The organism is Microbacterium sp. CR_7, from assembly GCF_041954755.1.
Classification (GTDB): domain Bacteria; phylum Actinomycetota; class Actinomycetes; order Actinomycetales; family Microbacteriaceae; genus Microbacterium.
In genome coordinates, this window is sequence record NZ_JAVAYF010000009.1 from 1 (window position 1) to 16,944 (window position 16,944).

The following is a 16,944-nucleotide window of genomic DNA, read 5'->3' on the forward strand; positions in this document are numbered from 1 at the left end:
GGCCAGGTCTGCATGATGCGCAGGCATTGCGCTAAGGGTGCACGAGACATGTCCGTGGCGGGCGATACGGTCGACCCATGCCTTCCATCCTCATCGGTCCTGACGATCGTGCGCGCTGCGCCTGGGTCGGAGACGACGCCGAGTACCGCCGCTATCACGACGAGGAGTGGGGCACCCCGCTGCACGGCAACCGGGCGCTGTTCGAGAAGATGGCGCTCGAGGGGTTCCAGGCAGGCCTGTCGTGGATCACTATCCTCCGCAAGCGTCCGCGCTTCCGGGAGGTGTTCGCCGGATTCGACCCCGACGCAGTCGCGGCGTTCGACGAGACCGACGTCGAGCGCCTCATGGGCGACGCGGGCATCATCCGCAACCGGGCCAAGATCGAGGCGACCATCGGCAACGCCCGCATCGTCCGAACGATGGCCGAGGGCGAGCTCGACGAGCTCATGTGGTCGTTCGCCCCTGCTGCCACCGGCGTCCGCCCGGCGAGCTTCGCCGACGTCCCCGCCGTCACACCCGAATCCACCGCCCTCAGCAAGGAGCTCCGGCGCCGCGGGTTCCGCTTCGTCGGAGCCACCACGATGTACGCGCTCATGCAGTCAGCGGGCATGGTCGACGACCACATCGAGGGATGCTGGCGCGCCGCCGACCTGCGCTGAGTCCGTAGGGCGCGTTCCGCCTGGACAATTCTCCCCATCGTGCGCGGTATTCCGGCCGGTTAGGATGATCGGGTGTATCGTGCCCGGCCAGGTGCGCGATAGGGAGAGTCTTGTTCAGCGAGACCCTGGGGGGAACCGGGTATGAAGGCGTTGTCGTGGATGCGGTCACGACCGAAGACACTGGCGTCCGCCGCCGGAGTGACAGTGGGCGTGATCGCCCTGACCACGATGGCGATCAACTACCAGGGCTTCCCGACCACGAAGGTCGACCTCAACGACGGTGGCGTCTGGATCACCAAGGCCTCCAGCCTGCTCGTCGGCCACTTCAACCACGAGTCCACCGTGCTCGACGGCGGACTCCGCACGACCGGCGAGAACTTCGACATCCTGCAGGATGAGACCACCATCCTCGTCGTCGACGAGAGCGCCGCAACCGTCACGGCCGTCGACCCCGCTCGCGTCTCCCTCGGCGACTCCGCCAGGATCCCCTCGTCGTCCAAGGTCGCGCTCGGCCACCAGACCACCGCGATCCTCGACAAGAAGTCCGGCAATCTGTTCGTCGTCCCTGTGAAGGGGATTCCCACGTTCAAGATGGACGGCGCCGAGCCCGCCGCCAAACTCGGAGCCAACGCCGATGTCGCCGTCGCCGAGGACGGCACCGTCTTCGGCCTGTCCGCCGACCGCGGCGAGGTCGTCACCATCCCCGTCGACAACGAAGGGGAAGCGCTCGAGCCGTCCACGGCATCCGTCGGCGAGTTCGACGAGTCCGGCGCACCGCACATCACCGCCGTCGGCCGCACTCCCGTCGTGCTCGACCCGGCCGCAGGCGTCGTCACCACGCCGGGAGGCTTCCGCACCGAGGTCGCCGACGTCGCGGACGCCGTGCTGCAGCCAGCTTCCGCCGAGACGACCTCCGTCGCTCTCGCCACGAAGTCCGCCCTCGTCAGCGTCCCCCTCGACGGCAGCGAGCCCGTCGTGACCGACGTCGGAGGCACCGGCACGCCCGCCGCCCCCGTCTCGCTGCGCGGCTGCACGTACGCCGCATGGGCGGGTTCGGCGCGTTTCCTACGCGAGTGCCCGGGCGACGGCAACGACGTCAACGAGCGCATCGAAGGCGCCGAGCAGTCGAAGACCCTCACGTTCCGCGTGAATCGCGACGTCATCATCCTCAACGACGCCGTCGGCGGTGCCGCCTGGATGGCGAACGAGTCGCTGCAGCGCGTCGACAACTGGAACGACCTCACCCCGCCCGAGGGGGAGACGCAGGACGAGGACAACACCACGGAGGAGACGGTCGAGACGACCCTCCCCGACCGCAAGGAGGAGAACTCGCCTCCGGTCGCGGAAGACGACGACTTCGGCGTCCGCCCCGGCGCCACCACCCTCCTCCCGGTGCTCGACAACGACAACGACCCCGACGGCGACGTGCTCGTCGCAACGCTCGCCGAAGCACAGCCGTCGCTCGGAACCGTCCAACCCGTGCAGAACGGCGGGTCGCTGCAGATCGCCGTCGATGAGGAGGCGACGGGGTCGACGACCTTCGTCTACGAGGCCAACGACGGCCGCAACGGAAAGGACACCGCGAACGTCACGCTCACGGTGCACCCCTGGGACCAGAACTCCGCCCCGGCCCCGAAGCGCAAGACCTCCCTGGTCGTCGAGTCCGGGGGGACGGTGTCCTACAACATCCTTCCCGACTTCATCGACCCCGACGGCGACGACATCTACCTCAAGGGCGTCGAACCGGCTCCCGGCGACGAGGTCGACTTCACGACCGACGGCCAGATCACCTATAAGGCCACCGCGAGCCTCCAGGGTCGCAAGGAAGTCCAGGTCACGGTCGCTGACGGATTCGGCGAGACCTACGTCGGCACGATCTCGCTCGACGTGCGCCCCGAGGGATCCACCGACCCCAAGACGAACGCCGACCACGTCGTCACCCGCGTCGGCGAGCAGGTCACGGTCGCCCCGCTCGCCAACGACACGAGCTCGGGACGAGAGCCGCTGCGACTCGGCCGCGTCGACGAGTCGCCGGGCGCGACGATCCTGCCCGACTACCCCAACAAGACCTTCACGTTCTCGGCCGAGGCCCCTGGCACCTATTACGTGCAGTACCTCGCGACCGCCGGCCCGAAGAACGCGCAGGGACTCGTCCGCGTCGACGTGCAGGACGAGAGCGACAACGATCTGCCGCCGATCGCGGTGCGCGACGTCGCCCTCCTCCCGAGCGGCGGCGACGTGCTCGTCGGCGTGCTCGCGAACGACATGGATCCTGCCGGGGGAATCCTCGTCGTGCAGTCCGTGTCGGTCGAGCCGAGCTCCGGCATCTCGGTGTCCGTCATCAACCACGAGACGCTGCGCATCACCGACCAGGGCGCGCTGACCGATCAGGTGCGCGTCAAGTACCGCATCTCCAACGGCTCGAAGTCCGCGGAGGGTGAAGTCGTCGTCATCCCGATCCCGGCCCCCGACGAGATCCTGCAGCCGGTCGCCAATCCCGACACCGCGACCGTGCGGGCGGGCGACGTCGTCACCATCCCGGTGCTCGACAACGACACCCACCCGAACGACGACGTCATGCACGTCTCGCCCGAGCTGATCGAGTCGCCCGAGCCCGAGGACGGTGAGGCGTTCGTCTCGCAGGACGCCGTGCGGTTCAAGGCGGGGCCGGAGGCCAAGACCGTCTATCTCACGTACGAGGCCGTCGACTCGCGACAGCAGAAGGCCGCCGCGCTCGTGACCATCCAGGTCCTGCCGATCGACGAGGAGACCAACGCGGCTCCCCGTCCTCAGGACATCGTGTCGCGCGCGCTCGCAGGCACCGAGGTCAGCATCGCGGTGCCGCTCGACGGCATCGACGCAGACGGCGACTCCGTCGAGCTGCTCGACATCACGTCGAGCCCTGCCAAGGGCCGCATCGTCGAGACGGGAGCGAACTACTTCACCTACGAGGCCTTCGACGACTCGACCGGTGTCGACACCTTCAAGTACCGCGTGCGCGATCGCCTCGGCAAGGAGGGCGTGGCCACCATCCGCGTCGGCATCGCCCCTGCCGAAGATGTCAACCAGTCTCCGTACGCGGTGAAGGATGCCGTCGTCGTGCGCCCCGGCCGCGAGATCGCCGTGCCGGTGCTGGCGAACGACTCCGACCCCGAGGGCGACAAGATCACCCTCGTCAGCGAGAAGAACGGCGGCCTCGAGGTCCCGAAGATCGACGGCCTGTCCGCGCGGGTGTCCGGCGACCGCGTGCTCGTGCAGGCGCCGAACCGCTCGCTCGAGACGTCGCTGCAGTACACGATCCGTGATTCCCGCGGCGCGACCGCCTCGGCCGTGCTGCAGATCACGGTCGACGAGGACGTGCCGCTGCAAGCTCCCGTCGCCCGCGACGACCGCGTGCGGCCCGAGGACCTCAAGGACGACAGCCTCACGGCCGAGGTGGACATCCTCAAGAACGACGAGGACCCCGACGGCACGACCGACGCACTCGACGTCACGCTCGGCGCCGGTGCGACGCAGCTCGACAACGGCCTCGTGCGGGTGACGGTGCAGGAGGAGCAGCAGCTCATCCGCTACACGCTCACCGACCGAGACGGCCTCGAGGCCTCCGCCTTCATCTTCGTTCCCGCCGAGTCGGGGTTGCGGCCCATGGTCGACCTCACGAAGCCCGTCGAGGTGATCAGCGGTGAGACGAAGGCACTGCCGCTCTCCGAGTACGTCACGGTCGCGGGTGGAGGCACGGCCCGCATCACCGAGCACGCCAAGGTGACCGCCGTGCACGCCGACGGCTCCGACCTCGTCAAGGACGAGACCTCGCTGGTCTACACGTCGGCCGCCGGCTACTTCGGCCCCGACGCGATCACGTTCGAGGTCACGGACGGCGACGGCCCCGACGACCCCGAGGGGCGCAAGGCCACGCTCACCATCCCGATCGACGTGCTGCCTCCTGACAACCAGCAACCCGTCTTCGTGAACAGCCAGATGCAGGTCGCACCCGGCGAGGACGCGACGGCACTCGACCTCGCCGCGCTCACCACCGACCCCGACCCCGAGGACGAGGGCAAGCACAAGTACACCTTCGCCGGCGGCGATGGCAAGGGCGTCTCGGCCAGGGTCGACGGTACGCAGCTGCTCGTCGAGGCCTCGTCGAGCGCCAAGAAGGGCACCGCGCTCACGCTCAAGGTGCGTGTGACCGACGGACAGACCGAACCGGTCGAGGGCACCGTCACGGTGCTCGTCGCGGCATCCACGCGGGCCATGCCCGCAGCCAACACCGACACGGTGTCGGAGGCCGACCAGGGCAAACCGGTCACGGTGGACGTGCTCGCGAACGACTTCAATCCGTTCCCGGAGACGCCGCTCAAGGTCGTCTCGGCCGTGGTCGAAGCCGGAATGGGCAGCGTCTCGCAGAAGGGCGATCAGCTCACGGTCACGCCCGCGGCGACCTTCGTCGGCACGCTCGTCGTGCGCTACCGGATCCAGGATGCGACCGAGGACCCCGACCGCGAGGTCAACGGCCAGGTCGTGGTGACCGTGCAGGGCGTGCCCGAGGCTCCCGGCGCGCCGATCGTCACGAGCGTGCAGGACCGCACGGTCGTCGTGTCGTACGGTGCTCCGTCGAACAACGGCGCCGAGATCACCAAGTACACGGTGAAGTCGGTGAGCGGCGGCGCCTACTCGAAGGAGTGCCGCTCGACCACGTGCACGCTCGACGGACTCACCAACAACGTCGAGTACACGTTCCAGGTCACCGCGACCAACCGCGTCGGTGAGGGCAAGCCCTCCGGCACGTCGGCCGTCGCCCGCCCCGACGCGCGCCCCGACACCCCGAACCCGCCCACGCTGAAGTTCGGCGACAAGTCGCTCGCCGTCAGCTGGACGACCCCCTCCACCCCCGGTTCGCCGGTCGAGAGCTACACGCTCGAGATCTCGCCCGCCCCGCCCTCGGGCGTCGCGCAGAAGCAGGTCACCGGCAACTCGCTCACCTGGGAGGGCCTCGAGAACGGCGGCAACTACCAGGTGCGGGTGCAGGCGCACAACAAGGCGCCGGATCCGTCGAGCTGGAGCAACTGGTCGGCATCCGAGGTTCCGGCGGGACCGCCGCTCGCCCCGGGCGCCCCGACGACGACGCAGCTCGCGTCGGTCGGCACCGAGGCGCAGATGCAGGTCAACTGGAGTGCGCCGAACTCGAACGGTGACGCGATCGCGAGCTACCAGCTCGAGGTGTGGAACGGGTCGTCGAAGGTCAACACGCTCACTCCCGGCGCGGGGGCGACCTCGCAGGCCGTCAAGGTCCCGACGTCCGAGACGCCGTACACCTACCGCATCCGCGCGCAGAACAAGGCCGGCTGGGGAGAGTGGTCCGAGCTCTCGGCGCCCCGCCGCGGTGTCAACGCGCCGGGCGCGCCGACGAGCTTGAGCGGCCAGGCGGCCGACCGGTCGATCGTCAACATCTCGTACAACGAGGGCGCCAGGAACGGCGCCAAGTCGAGCGAGCTCAGCTACCAGTACACCTTCAACGGCGGCGGCAGCTGGCAGACGCTGAACGGCAACTCGATCGGCGGACTGTCGAACGGCACGACGTACAACCTGCAGATTCGCGCGGTCTCGACCGTCGACGGGACGACCTATGCGGGTGCCGCGTCGAATGTGGCGAGGGTCGTGCCCTTCGGGCAGCCCAAACCTCCCCAGGCCGGGGCGGACAACCTGGGACAGTCGGTCAGGCTGTCCTGGAACGCGAACGGATCCAACAACGGTCGCGACATCAAGGTCGTGCAGATCAGCGTCGACGGCGGCGGCTGGCAGGGCGTCGGCATGACGGGATCGACGACCGTCGGCAACGGGTACGAGCAGACGCACAGCATCAAGGTGCGAGCACAGGACTCCGAGGGGCAATGGTCGCCGGAGGCCTCAGCCTCCGCGCGCACGAACGATCGTCCGGCCGAGGTCCTCAAGACCGGCAAGGGCGCGTCCGGCAACTGGCCGGGCGAGTGCACGCACTCCTCGTGCGCATACGTCACCCTCACGGTGCAGAACTTCCGGAGTCCCGGTACCTACACCCTGAGGTGCGACGACGGGGGCCAGTTCGGCAACTCCGTGCGGTCCGTGCCCGAGAACGGCACCGTGCAGCTCGGATGCTTCTACGGAAACCCCGGCCGCTCGATCCGCGTCTACATCGTCGAGCTGAACCGCTACGCCGACGCGATCAACTGGTATTAGCGCGACTCGCCCCCGCGTCGCGCCGCACGACCCTTCACAGAACGAGGAACCCACACACTCATGACCATGACCCCCGAACAGGCCGCCTGGTTCCAGGGCACCTTCCAGCGCCTCGTCGACAACGTGGACCGGGCCGTGCAGGGCAAGCGCGAGATCGTCAGCCTCGTGCTCGCGTCGATGCTCGCCGAGGGCCACGTGCTGCTCGAAGACGCACCGGGCACGGGCAAGACCAGCCTCGCGAAGGCGCTCGCCGCGACCGTGCAGGGCACCAGCACCCGCATCCAGTTCACGCCCGACCTGCTCCCCTCCGACGTCACCGGCGTCACGATCTACGACCAGCAGCAGCACCGGTTCGAGTTCCACAAGGGCCCGATCTTCGCGTCGATCGTGCTCGCCGACGAGATCAACCGCGCCTCGCCGAAGACGCAGTCCGCCCTCCTCGAGGTCATGGAGGAGTCGCGGGTCACGGTCGACGGCGTCACGCACGAGACCGGGCGCCCGTTCCTCGTGATCGCGACGCAGAACCCCATCGAGCAGGCGGGAACCTACAAGCTCCCCGAGGCGCAGCTCGACCGGTTCCTCATCAAGACGTCGATCGGATACCCCGACATCTCGGTGACCGAGAGCATCCTCGCGGGTGCCTCCGACCGCAATCCGTCGGCCGGGCTTTCGGCCATCATCACGACGAGCGCCGTCGCCGACATGGCCGACCTCGGCGCCTCCGTGCACGTCGAGCCCGCCGTGCTGCGCTACGTCGCCGAGATCGCGGAGGCGACCAGAGAAGACCCGGCGATCCGCCTCGGCGTCTCGGTGCGAGGTGCGATCGCCATGATCCGCATCGCGAAGGTGTGGGCCGCGTCGCAGGGCCGGCACTTCGTGCTCCCCGACGACATCAAGGCACTCGCACGCCCCGTGTGGCAGCACCGCCTGCTGCTGGATGCCGAGGCGGAGTTCGCCGGAACCTCCAGCGACACCGTGATCGCGCGCGTCCTCGACGCTGTCGCGGCACCGCAGGCCCGAGCGGCGGCCTGATGACGACGGAGGCCCTTCCGGCTGCGACCGCGCCGATCGACCGCGACGCCGGCTGGCGCGACGTCGCGGCGGTCGTCGGTGCGCGCATTCTGAGGCGCCTCCGTCTCATCGCCGGAGCGATCCGTCCGCTGGCGTGGGTGCTGATCGCGCTCGCGGTCGGGTTCTGGATCCTCGGGCAGATCGCGGGCTGGGCGGAGTTCACCGTCGCCGCCGTGGTGATCGCCATCACGGTCGTCCTGTGCGCGCTGTTCCTCATCGGCCGCACCGCCTACGACGTCTCGCTCGATCTCGCGCGCACCCGCGTCGTCGTCGGCGAGCGCGCGGTCGGCGCCCTCACCCTCGCGAACCGCGGCGCGAGGGCGATCCTGCCCTCCCGCGTCGTGCTGCCCGTCGGCTCGGGGCGCGGCGAGTTCGGCATCCAGCGTCTCGCCCCCGGCGAGGAGGCCGAGGAACTCTTCGCGATCCCCACGCAGAAGCGCGCTGTCGTGAAGGTCGGCCCGGTGAGCGTCGTGCGCGGCGATCCGCTCGGGCTGTTCGAGCGCGCGCACCGTCGCGACGAGCCCGTCGACCTGTACGTTCATCCGCGCACCGTGCTCTTCGACGGCCAGTCGCTCGGCTACCTCCGCGACCTGGAGGGCCTTCCCGCGGCAGACCTCTCGCGCGACGACGTGTCGTTCCACGCCCTGCTCGAGTACCAGCCAGGCGACGACCTGCGCCACGTGCACTGGCGCTCGACCGCCCGCACCGGCACGATGATGGTCCGCCAGTACGAGGAGACGCGCCGCTCGCACTTCGTCATCGGCCTCTCGCGCTCGGCCGGCGACTACGCCACGGACGACGACTTCGAGCTCGCCATCTCGGCCGCCGGATCGATCGGACTCCGCGCGATCCGCGATTCGCAGCGCGTCGACGTGCGCGTGCAGGGTCGCGAGCTCCCCGCCGGCACGGGCAAGCAGCTGCTCGACTCGCTGTCGGGGGTCGAGTACTCCAAACCCCGAGACGGCGGCATCGACCAGCTCGCCGGCGTCGTGTCGCGCACCATGCCGCTCGCGAGCGTCGTCGTGCTGGTGTGCGGCTCGAGGGTCGACACCGACGACCTGCGCGTCGCGTGCGCCCGCCTGCCCTTCGGCGCGAAGGTGCTCGCCGTCGTCGCCGACCGCAGCGTGGCCGCACCGGCGCTCCGGCGCATCGGCGAGGCCGATGTCGTGACGATCGGCGCTCTCGAACAGGTGCCCCTCGCCCTGCAGAAGGTACTCGCATGACCGCCGTGTCGACCGCGCTCGCGAAGGACTTCGCCGGGATGCCGGTGCGCCGCTGGATCCTGGACCTCGCCGCCTCAGCGCTGCTGATCGCGGTGTCGATCGTCGGCTTCTGGCCCACGTTCGCCGGACCGTCGTACCTCCCTGCAGCGATCGGCGCGCTGCTCCTCGGCCTCGCGATCGCCGCCGTCGCGGCGTGGCAGCGCTGGGGCATCCTCATCGTCGCCGGCCTCACGGTCGCCGTCTACTTCGTCTTCGGCGGCGCGCTCGCTCTGCCGCACACGGCCATCCTCGGCGTCATCCCGTCATTGGAGACCCTGGAGAAGCTCGCGGTCGGCACCGTCACAGCCTGGAAGCAGCTGCTCACCACGGTCGCCCCGGTGTCGGGGACCGACGGGCACTTCCTCGTGCCGTTCCTGCTGACCCTCGTCATCACGGTGCTGACGGCGTCGTTCGCACTGCGACTGCCGCACGTGGCGTGGGCGCTGCTGCCCGCCGGCGTCATGCTCATGCTGGTGATCGCGCTCGGCACCCCTGAGCCGGCCTTCCCCGTGGTGCAGGGTCTCGTGTTCGCCGTGCTCGCGACGGCATGGCTCGCGCTCCGTCAGCTGTGGGCGCCGCAGAACGCCGCCGTCTCGGTGAGCGAGGTCGATCCGTCGCGGGCCGCGCACATGCGGCTGCGCCGTCTGCTCGCGGGGGTGGCCGTGCTTGCCGTCGCCGGGGGCGCTGGTGTCGCGACGAGTGCGATCGCCGCCCCGGTGCAGCCGCGGCACGTGTTCCGCGACGTGATCATCCCGCCCTTCAACATCCGCGACTACCCGAGCCCGCTGCAGGCGTTCCGCAAGAACGTGCGCGACGAGGCCGGCGACACGCTCTTCAGCGTGAACGGTCTGCCGAAGGGCGCCCGCATGCGCATCGCGGTCATGGACCAGTACGACGGCATGGTCTACAACGTCACCGACGGCGGCGCCGACTCGTCGAGCGCGTTCACACCGATCCGCGCGAACATGTCGCCGGATGCCGACGGCATCCCCGTGACGCTGCAGGTCGAGATCGACGAATACCGCGGGGTATGGGTGCCCGACGCCGGACAGGTGTCGCAGATCGACTTCTCGGGCGCGCGCGCCGACGAGCTGCGCCGTTCGACCTACTACAACACCGCGACCGGCACGGCCGTCGCGACGTCGAAGCTCGCGGAGGGCGACAGCTACACGGTCGACACCGTGATCCCGAACGAGTTCGACGACACGCAGCTCGCCGACGTCGGCTTCGGCACCGTGCCGCTGCCGAAGCAGAGCAACGTGCCGGAGGAGCTGACGTCGCTCGCCGCCGAGACGGTGTCGGGGGCCGAGTCGCCCATCGAGCAGGTGCGGGCGCTCGAGACGTTCTTCGCCGACGGCGGCTTCTTCAGCCACGGTCTCGAAGGCGAGGTGCTGTCGCGGGCCGGACACACCGCCGAGCGCATCACGACGCTCATCGGCGGCGACCAGATGATCGGCGACGACGAGCAGTACTCGGTGGCGATGGCGCTGCTCGCGCGCGAGGTCGGCATCCCCGCGCGCGTCGTCATGGGCTTCTACCCCGACGAGGAGAAAGCCGGGGAGGCGGTCTTCGAGGCGACCGGCGACAACGTTCACGCGTGGGTCGAGGTGAACTTCGAGGGCCTCGGTTGGCTCACGTTCAACCCGACGCCGCCCGAGGACAAGGTCCCCAACGACCAGAACACGAAGCCGAAGGTCGACCCGAAGCCGCAGGTGCTGCAGCCGCCGCCCCCGCCGCAGGAGCCGGTCGACCTGCCGCCGACGCTGCCCGACGACCGCAAGGGCGACGACGAGACGCTCAACATCCTCGGCATCATCGGCACGATCCTCGTGATCGGCGGCATCTCGCTGTCGATCCTCGCGCTGCTCGCCTCACCGTTCATCGTGATCGGCGCGTGGAAGGCGGCGAAGCGTCGCTCTCGGCGCTCCGCCGCCCGGACCTCCGACCGCATCAGCGGCGGATGGGACGAGCTCACCGACAGAGCGGTCGACTACGGCGCGCGGATCCCGCCGGGCGGAACCCGGTCGGAGGAGGCCGCGACGGTGGCCGCGACTCTCACGCTCCCGCAGGTCACGACGCTGGCCCGCCGGGCGGACGCCGAGGTGTTCGGCCCGACCGAGCCGACCGCCGAGGACGTCGACGCGTTCTGGACCGAGGTCGACACGATCGTCGGCGGTCTCGGCAAGGAGGCCGGATTCTGGAAGCGCATGAAGGCGCGGCTGAGCCTGCGGTCGCTCCTCGACGGCAGCGCCGTGTCGGCCGGTCTGCAGAACCTGAAAGAGGCGGCGGCCGCGCGCGTCCGCCGCGAACCTGGCACGATCGAGAAGAGCCCTCGTCCGACGACCTCCACCTCACCCGAGAGCGAGACACCATGACGCAGCCCCCGTCCGGCGGCATCGCCCCGATCTCCCGGCGCGCGATCGCCTATCTGATCGACGCGCTGATCGCCGGCGGTATCGCCGTGGTCCTGTTCGGCATCCTGACGCTCGCGTCCTCGCTGTCGGGATCGCTCGAGGCCTCGATCGGCATCCTGCTCATCGGCGGGCCGCTCGTCGGTCTGGTGATGCTCGGCTGGTTCGTGTTCTACACCTTCATGCAGGCCGGGAACGGCTCGATCGGCATGCGGGCTCAGGGCCTTCGACTCGCCTCCGAAGACGGCTCGGCTCTCGGCTTCGGACGCACCCTGCTGCGCAACGTCATCTTCGGACTCGCCGCCGGCATCGTGGTCGGATACTTCACGCCGCTGTTCGACGGGTCGGGCCGATTCCAGGGGTGGCACGACAAGGTGGCGAAGTCGCTGATGCTGGATGCTCGAGGCGAAGGCTCGGCTCTGCCGCCGCACACGCGTGCGACGTCCGCCTCGCCGGAGCCCGGCGCACCGGTCGGACCCGTGGCGCCCGCAGCCCCGCCTCAGGCGTACGCGCCGGCGGCTGCTGTCGGCGCACCGGCGATTCCCGGTATCCCGGCTCCGCCGTCGGCTCCGCAGAGTTACGCGGCCCCGCAGACCCCGCAGCACGCGGCACCGCAGCACGTGGCACCGCAGTACTCGACACCGCAGCACGCGGCACCGCAGCACGCGGCACCGCAGTACTCGACACCGCAAACACCGCAGTACGCGCCCCCGCAGGAGTATGCACCCGAGCAGGGCCCATCAGCATCGCCCGCCGTCCCGCCGGTACCGCCTCTGCCCGCCCCGGTCGCCGTCGAGGCCTCCGCCCCTGCGGCGCCCTCCGATGCGGCGCCGGAACCGGAACTCCCGGCGACCGCCGCCCCTTCGGCACCGGCGGCTCCCGCCGCCGCCGACGAGGGCGTGATCGCCTTCGTGCCCGGAATCACCCTCGACGCCCCGCCGCACCGGCCCGCGGCGCCGGCGGCGCCCGTGTCGGATGCCGACGCGCCCGCGGCAACCTCTCTCCCGGCCGCTCCCGCTTTCCCCGCCGCGCCCGCCTTCCCTGCGGCCCCTGCCTTCCCGGCCGCTCCGGCGTTCCCGGCTGCGCCCGCGGCGACCGCCGAGCCGGAGAGCGACGAGGACGACCTGGAGGAGACGCGCATCAGCATCCCCGGCCACCGTCTCGTGTTCACGTGGGACGACGGGACCAGGGTCACCGTGTCGCGCCGCACCGTCTTCGGGCGCAATCCCGAGCAGGAGGAGGGCGCGGTCATCGTGCCGGTGCGCGACGAGACGCTGTCGCTGTCGAAGACGCACTTCGAGGCCGCCTCGTCCACCTCAGGGGGATGGGTGCTCGACCGCTTCTCCACGAACGGCATGACCCTCGTGCGAGACGGACAGCGCATGGCGTGCCCGGCGGGTCAGAGGGTGCCCGTCCGCCTGGGAGACGCGCTGGAGATCGGCGACCGCATCGTGACGATCGGCGGATACGCGTGACCATCCCTCTGGCGGTGTCGACCGGTGCGGCGACGCACACGGGGCTCCGGCGCACTCTCAACGAGGACTCCTTCCTCGCGAACTCGCCCGTGTTCCTCGTCGCCGACGGCATGGGCGGGCATGAGGCGGGCGAGCGCGCGAGCGCAGCAGTGATCGCGGAGTTCGCCCGTCACATCGGTCGTGAGGCACTCGCACTCGACGACGTGCGCGACGCCGTGGCGGTCGCGCGGACCGCGGTCGAGTCGCTCTCCACGACGAGCAACGGCCGGGCGGGCACGACGCTGAGCGGTGTCGTCATCGCGAACGTCGACGGCATGGGCTACTGGCTCGTGCTCAACATCGGCGACTCCCGGGTGTACCGCCTCGAGGACGGTGACCTCGAGCAGGTGAGCGTCGATCACTCGGTGGTGCAGGAGCTCATCGAATCGGGCGAGCTGCGCCCAGAGGACGCGCAGACCGACCGGCGACGCAACATCATCACCCGCGCGATCGGCGCGGGCAGCGACGGCGAGGTCGACTACTGGCTGTTCCCCGCCGAGCTCGGCGACCGCCTGCTGATCTGCTCCGACGGACTCTCGTCGGAACTCAGCGACGGAGCCATCCGCGAGATCCTCATGGCCGAGGTCGACCCGCAGCGCGCCGCCGACATCCTCGTGTCGAGCGCCGTGCACGCGGGAGGACGCGACAACGTGACCGTCGTCGTGATCGATGCGATCGCCGTGGCGTCCCGACCGGGAACGCTCGTCGAGACCGATGAACCGGACATCGCGGACACACGTCCGCGCGAAGCCGCAGGAGGAGTGCGCTGATGCGTGTGAACTACCGCCCGGGAACCTGGAACGCGCTGATCCGCGATGGAGCCGTGCTCGTGCTTCCCGGCTCGGTCGACCCCGCTCTCGTCGCCGAGGCCTGGGACCGCTTCGACGGCATCCGCGAGCTCGGCGGACTCGTCGACCTGCTCTCGTCGCGCTCGGGCGGCTCATTGTCGTCGCTCCCCGATTTCGCCGCTGTGGTGCTCGACGGCGACGACGCGCGCATCGCCGTGCGCGGCACCCCCGAGGTGACCGTCGAGGCCGCGGACGGCAGCGTGCGGATCAGCGGCGCGGAAGTGTCGACGTGGAGCGAGCGCTTCGTCCGCGGCGTCTCCCGGGCGACGGTGAGGGCGGGGGATGCCGGCGCGGATGCCGCAGACCTGCCGATCCTCGGCGGTGTCGTGCGCGCGGCGTCGCTCGACATCGACCCCGCCGGGTCGTCGGCCGAGGCGTGGGGCGTCTCCGACACCGCGCACGGTGCGGCTGCCGCGGCGCCTGCCGCTCCGGCGGCGACCGCGTCGGAGTCGGCTGACGCGGCGCCCGCCGCTGCGGCATCCGATTCCGTCTCCGCCGGGGATCCGGCCTCCGTCGGTGCGAGCCTGGGCGGACTGGCGGGCCTCGCCGGCGCCGCGCCCGTGCTGACGCCGGCGCTCGCGCCCGTCCCGGCGCCTCCAGCCCAGCCGGAGCCCCAGCCCGAGCCCGAGCCGGAGCCCCAGCCCGAGCCCGAGCCCCGGCCCGAGCCGGAGAACCAGCCCGAGCCCGACCTCACCGACACTCTGCTGCCCGAGGACGTGAACTCGACCGAGGAGATCGACGAGTTCGACCTGCTCTTCGGCCAGACGATCCACCGGCCCGCCGCCGACGACGCGGCGCCGCTCGACCCAGCCCCCGTCGCCGATGGCCCGGTCGACCCGGCGATCACCGGCGACCACGACGGGGCGACGATCTCGGCAGCCGAGGCACGCGCCATGCGCCAGGACGCCGCGCCGGTCTCGCCGGAGGCGCCGACCGTCGCTCTCCCCGTGGTCGGCAGTACCGGCCGGATCCGCGTCTCGACCGGCCAGATCGTCACACTCGACCGCACCGTCATCATCGGGCGCCGTCCGCGGTCCACGCGCGCCAGCGGGGCGAGCCTGCCGCATCTCGTCGCCGTCGAGAGCCCGCAGCAGGACATCTCGCGCAGCCACCTCGAGGTGCGTCCCGAGGGCGACACGGTCGTCGTGATCGACCTGCACACGACGAACGGGTCGACTCTGCTCCGTTCGGGTTCCGACCCGGTGCGGCTGCACCCGGGCGAGCAGACGATCGTGCTCTCGGGCGATGTGATCGATCTCGGCGACGGAGTGACAGTCGCCTTCGAGGATCTCCCGTGAGTCGTCGCCCCTCGCCGCCGCCCGAGCTCCCGGGCTTCACCTACGTCGAGCCACTCGGCACGGGCGGGTTCGCCGACGTGTTCCTCTACGAGCAGCAGATGCCGCGGCGGCGGGTCGCCGTGAAGGTGCTGCTCGCCGACCGGCTCGCCACCGGCGCAGCGCAGGAGTTCGCCGACGAGGCCAACGTCATGGCCATGCTGTCGACGCATCCCGCGATCGTCACGATCTATCAGGCGGGCGTCGCGGGCGACGGTCGGCCGTATCTGGTGATGGAGTACTGCCCGCGCCCGAACCTGCAGCTCCGTGCTCGCAAGGAGCCGTTCTCGGTCGCCGAAGCGCTCCGCGTCGGTGTCCAGGTCGCCGGTGCCGTCGAGACCGCGCACCGTGCGGGGGTGCTGCACCGCGACATCAAGCCGGCGAACATCCTCGTCACCGAATACAACCGTCCAGCGCTCACCGACTTCGGCATCGCGTCGACCACCGGCGCCACCGGCGAGGCGTCGGGCATGTCCATTCCGTGGTCCCCGCCCGAGTCCTTCGCCGATCCGCCCCAGAGCGGGCCCCGCACCGATGTCTGGGCGCTCGGCGCCACGCTGTACACGCTGCTCGCCGGGCGCTCGCCGTTCGAGCGGCCGGGGGAGCGCAACTCCAGCGCCGACCTCATCGAGCGCATCGAGCGCGCCGCGCTGCCTCCGCTCGGACGCCCGGATTCGCCGGACAGCCTGCAGCGGCTGCTCGACCGGTCGATGGCGAAGAACCCCGACGACCGCTTCCCGAGCGCCGTGGCGTTCGCCCGTGCGCTGCAGAAGGTGCAGATCGAGCTGTCGCACTCCGTGACGCCGATCGACATCGTCGACGACCACCCGCCCGCCGAAGACCTCGACGACGACAACGACGGTCTCACCCGGGTCCGCGAGATCGTCAGCATCGATCCCGATGTCGCGGCCTTCACACGCCCGTCGGCCGCGACCCAGCCCAAGGGTCCGTCGTTCGAGCCGCCGGAGGTTCCGCGGTTCGACAGCCCCGAGCCGGTCGACGAGGCGACGCAGCTGCGTCCGCCCACCCCGGCTCCGATCACCACCGACGACGACGACCGAACGATCGCTCGCGGGCCGGTCGTGGTGTCGCCGCATGCGGGCGGATCCGCCGCGCCGACGGCATCCGCCTCCTCGTCCGTGCAGCCCCCGCGCCTCGATCCGCCCACGGACGCTGAGCGGGCGGACGCCGCGCCCGCAGCACCGCAGCAGGCGCGCAGCCGCAGGGGTCTCTGGATCGGCGCGGCCGCAGCAGGCGTGGTGGTCGTCGTCGGCGCCATCGTCGGACTCAACGTCCTGGTGGCGAACATGCCCGCCCCGGAGCCCGTCGCCACGGAGGACGAGGTCGATCCGCAAGATATCGTCTCGGACGTGGTGCCCAAGGTCTCCGATCTCAGCGGCACGCGCTCGGGCGACAGCGTCACGTTCACGTGGACCAACACGGATCCGCTCGAGGGCGACAGCTTCATCTGGATGCCGGTCGATCTCAGCGGAGCAGGCACGCCGTCGACCACGGCCGAGACGACGGCGACGATCACGGGCGCCGCCGCGGGGCAGGTGTGCATAGACGTCTCCCTGCGCAGGGAGGACGGTCGAGCGTCGGAACCGGTACGGGGGTGCGTGGAATGAC

General features: G+C 70.6%; 9 protein-coding genes. All 9 read left to right on the forward strand.

The genetic code is table 11. The features are described 5' to 3' along the window. Nucleotides 1-77 precede the first annotated feature (77 nt). Complete coding sequence (locus tag RAC81_RS16155) at nucleotides 78-659, forward strand: DNA-3-methyladenine glycosylase I (protein ID WP_375083305.1); 582 nt, start codon at nucleotides 78-80, stop codon at nucleotides 657-659. A 159-nt stretch (nucleotides 660-818) separates the two neighbouring features. Continuing rightward, nucleotides 819-6,875, forward strand: a complete 6,057-nt coding sequence (locus RAC81_RS16160; protein WP_375083306.1) for an Ig-like domain-containing protein — start codon at nucleotides 819-821, stop codon at nucleotides 6,873-6,875. A gap of 60 nt (nucleotides 6,876-6,935) precedes the next feature. Continuing rightward, nucleotides 6,936-7,907: an AAA family ATPase gene (locus RAC81_RS16165; RefSeq protein ID WP_375083307.1), complete on the forward strand. Its 972-nt coding sequence runs from the start codon at nucleotides 6,936-6,938 to the stop codon at nucleotides 7,905-7,907. Next, a complete protein-coding gene (locus RAC81_RS16170) occupies nucleotides 7,907-9,169 on the forward strand; it encodes a DUF58 domain-containing protein (protein ID WP_375083308.1) in 1,263 nt (420 codons plus the stop codon). Before RAC81_RS16165 ends, RAC81_RS16170 begins: the two co-directional genes overlap by 1 nt. Beyond that, nucleotides 9,166-11,583, forward strand: a complete 2,418-nt coding sequence (locus RAC81_RS16175; protein ID WP_375083309.1) for a transglutaminaseTgpA domain-containing protein — start codon at nucleotides 9,166-9,168, stop codon at nucleotides 11,581-11,583. Before RAC81_RS16170 ends, RAC81_RS16175 begins: the two co-directional genes overlap by 4 nt. Next, on the forward strand, nucleotides 11,580-13,094 hold the full coding sequence (locus RAC81_RS16180; protein ID WP_375083310.1) for an RDD family protein: 1,515 nt from the start codon (nucleotides 11,580-11,582) through the stop codon (nucleotides 13,092-13,094). The genes RAC81_RS16175 and RAC81_RS16180 overlap by 4 nt, the downstream gene beginning before the upstream one ends. Beyond that, a complete protein-coding gene (locus tag RAC81_RS16185; protein WP_375083311.1) occupies nucleotides 13,091-13,903 on the forward strand; it encodes a PP2C family protein-serine/threonine phosphatase in 813 nt (270 codons plus the stop codon). The genes RAC81_RS16180 and RAC81_RS16185 overlap by 4 nt, the downstream gene beginning before the upstream one ends. Continuing rightward, on the forward strand, nucleotides 13,903-15,279 hold the full coding sequence (locus tag RAC81_RS16190; protein WP_375083312.1) for an FHA domain-containing protein: 1,377 nt from the start codon (nucleotides 13,903-13,905) through the stop codon (nucleotides 15,277-15,279). The genes RAC81_RS16185 and RAC81_RS16190 overlap by 1 nt, the downstream gene beginning before the upstream one ends. Beyond that, entirely contained in the window at nucleotides 15,276-16,943 is a 1,668-nt protein-coding gene (locus tag RAC81_RS16195; protein WP_375083313.1) for a serine/threonine-protein kinase, read from the forward strand. Before RAC81_RS16190 ends, RAC81_RS16195 begins: the two co-directional genes overlap by 4 nt. Nucleotide 16,944 lies beyond the last annotated feature (1 nt).

Excerpts from the sequence above, each read along its gene's own strand:
- RAC81_RS16155 (WP_375083305.1), top strand. The coding sequence starts at position 78 with ATGCCTTCCATCCTCATCGGTCCTGACGATCGTGCGCGCTGCGCCTGG.
- RAC81_RS16160 (WP_375083306.1), top strand. The coding sequence starts at position 819 with ATGCGGTCACGACCGAAGACACTGGCGTCCGCCGCCGGAGTGACAGTG.
- RAC81_RS16165 (WP_375083307.1), top strand. The coding sequence starts at position 6,936 with ATGACCATGACCCCCGAACAGGCCGCCTGGTTCCAGGGCACCTTCCAG.
- RAC81_RS16170 (WP_375083308.1), top strand. The coding sequence starts at position 7,907 with ATGACGACGGAGGCCCTTCCGGCTGCGACCGCGCCGATCGACCGCGAC.
- RAC81_RS16175 (WP_375083309.1), top strand. The coding sequence starts at position 9,166 with ATGACCGCCGTGTCGACCGCGCTCGCGAAGGACTTCGCCGGGATGCCG.
- RAC81_RS16180 (WP_375083310.1), top strand. The coding sequence starts at position 11,580 with ATGACGCAGCCCCCGTCCGGCGGCATCGCCCCGATCTCCCGGCGCGCG.
- RAC81_RS16190 (WP_375083312.1), top strand. The coding sequence starts at position 13,903 with ATGCGTGTGAACTACCGCCCGGGAACCTGGAACGCGCTGATCCGCGAT.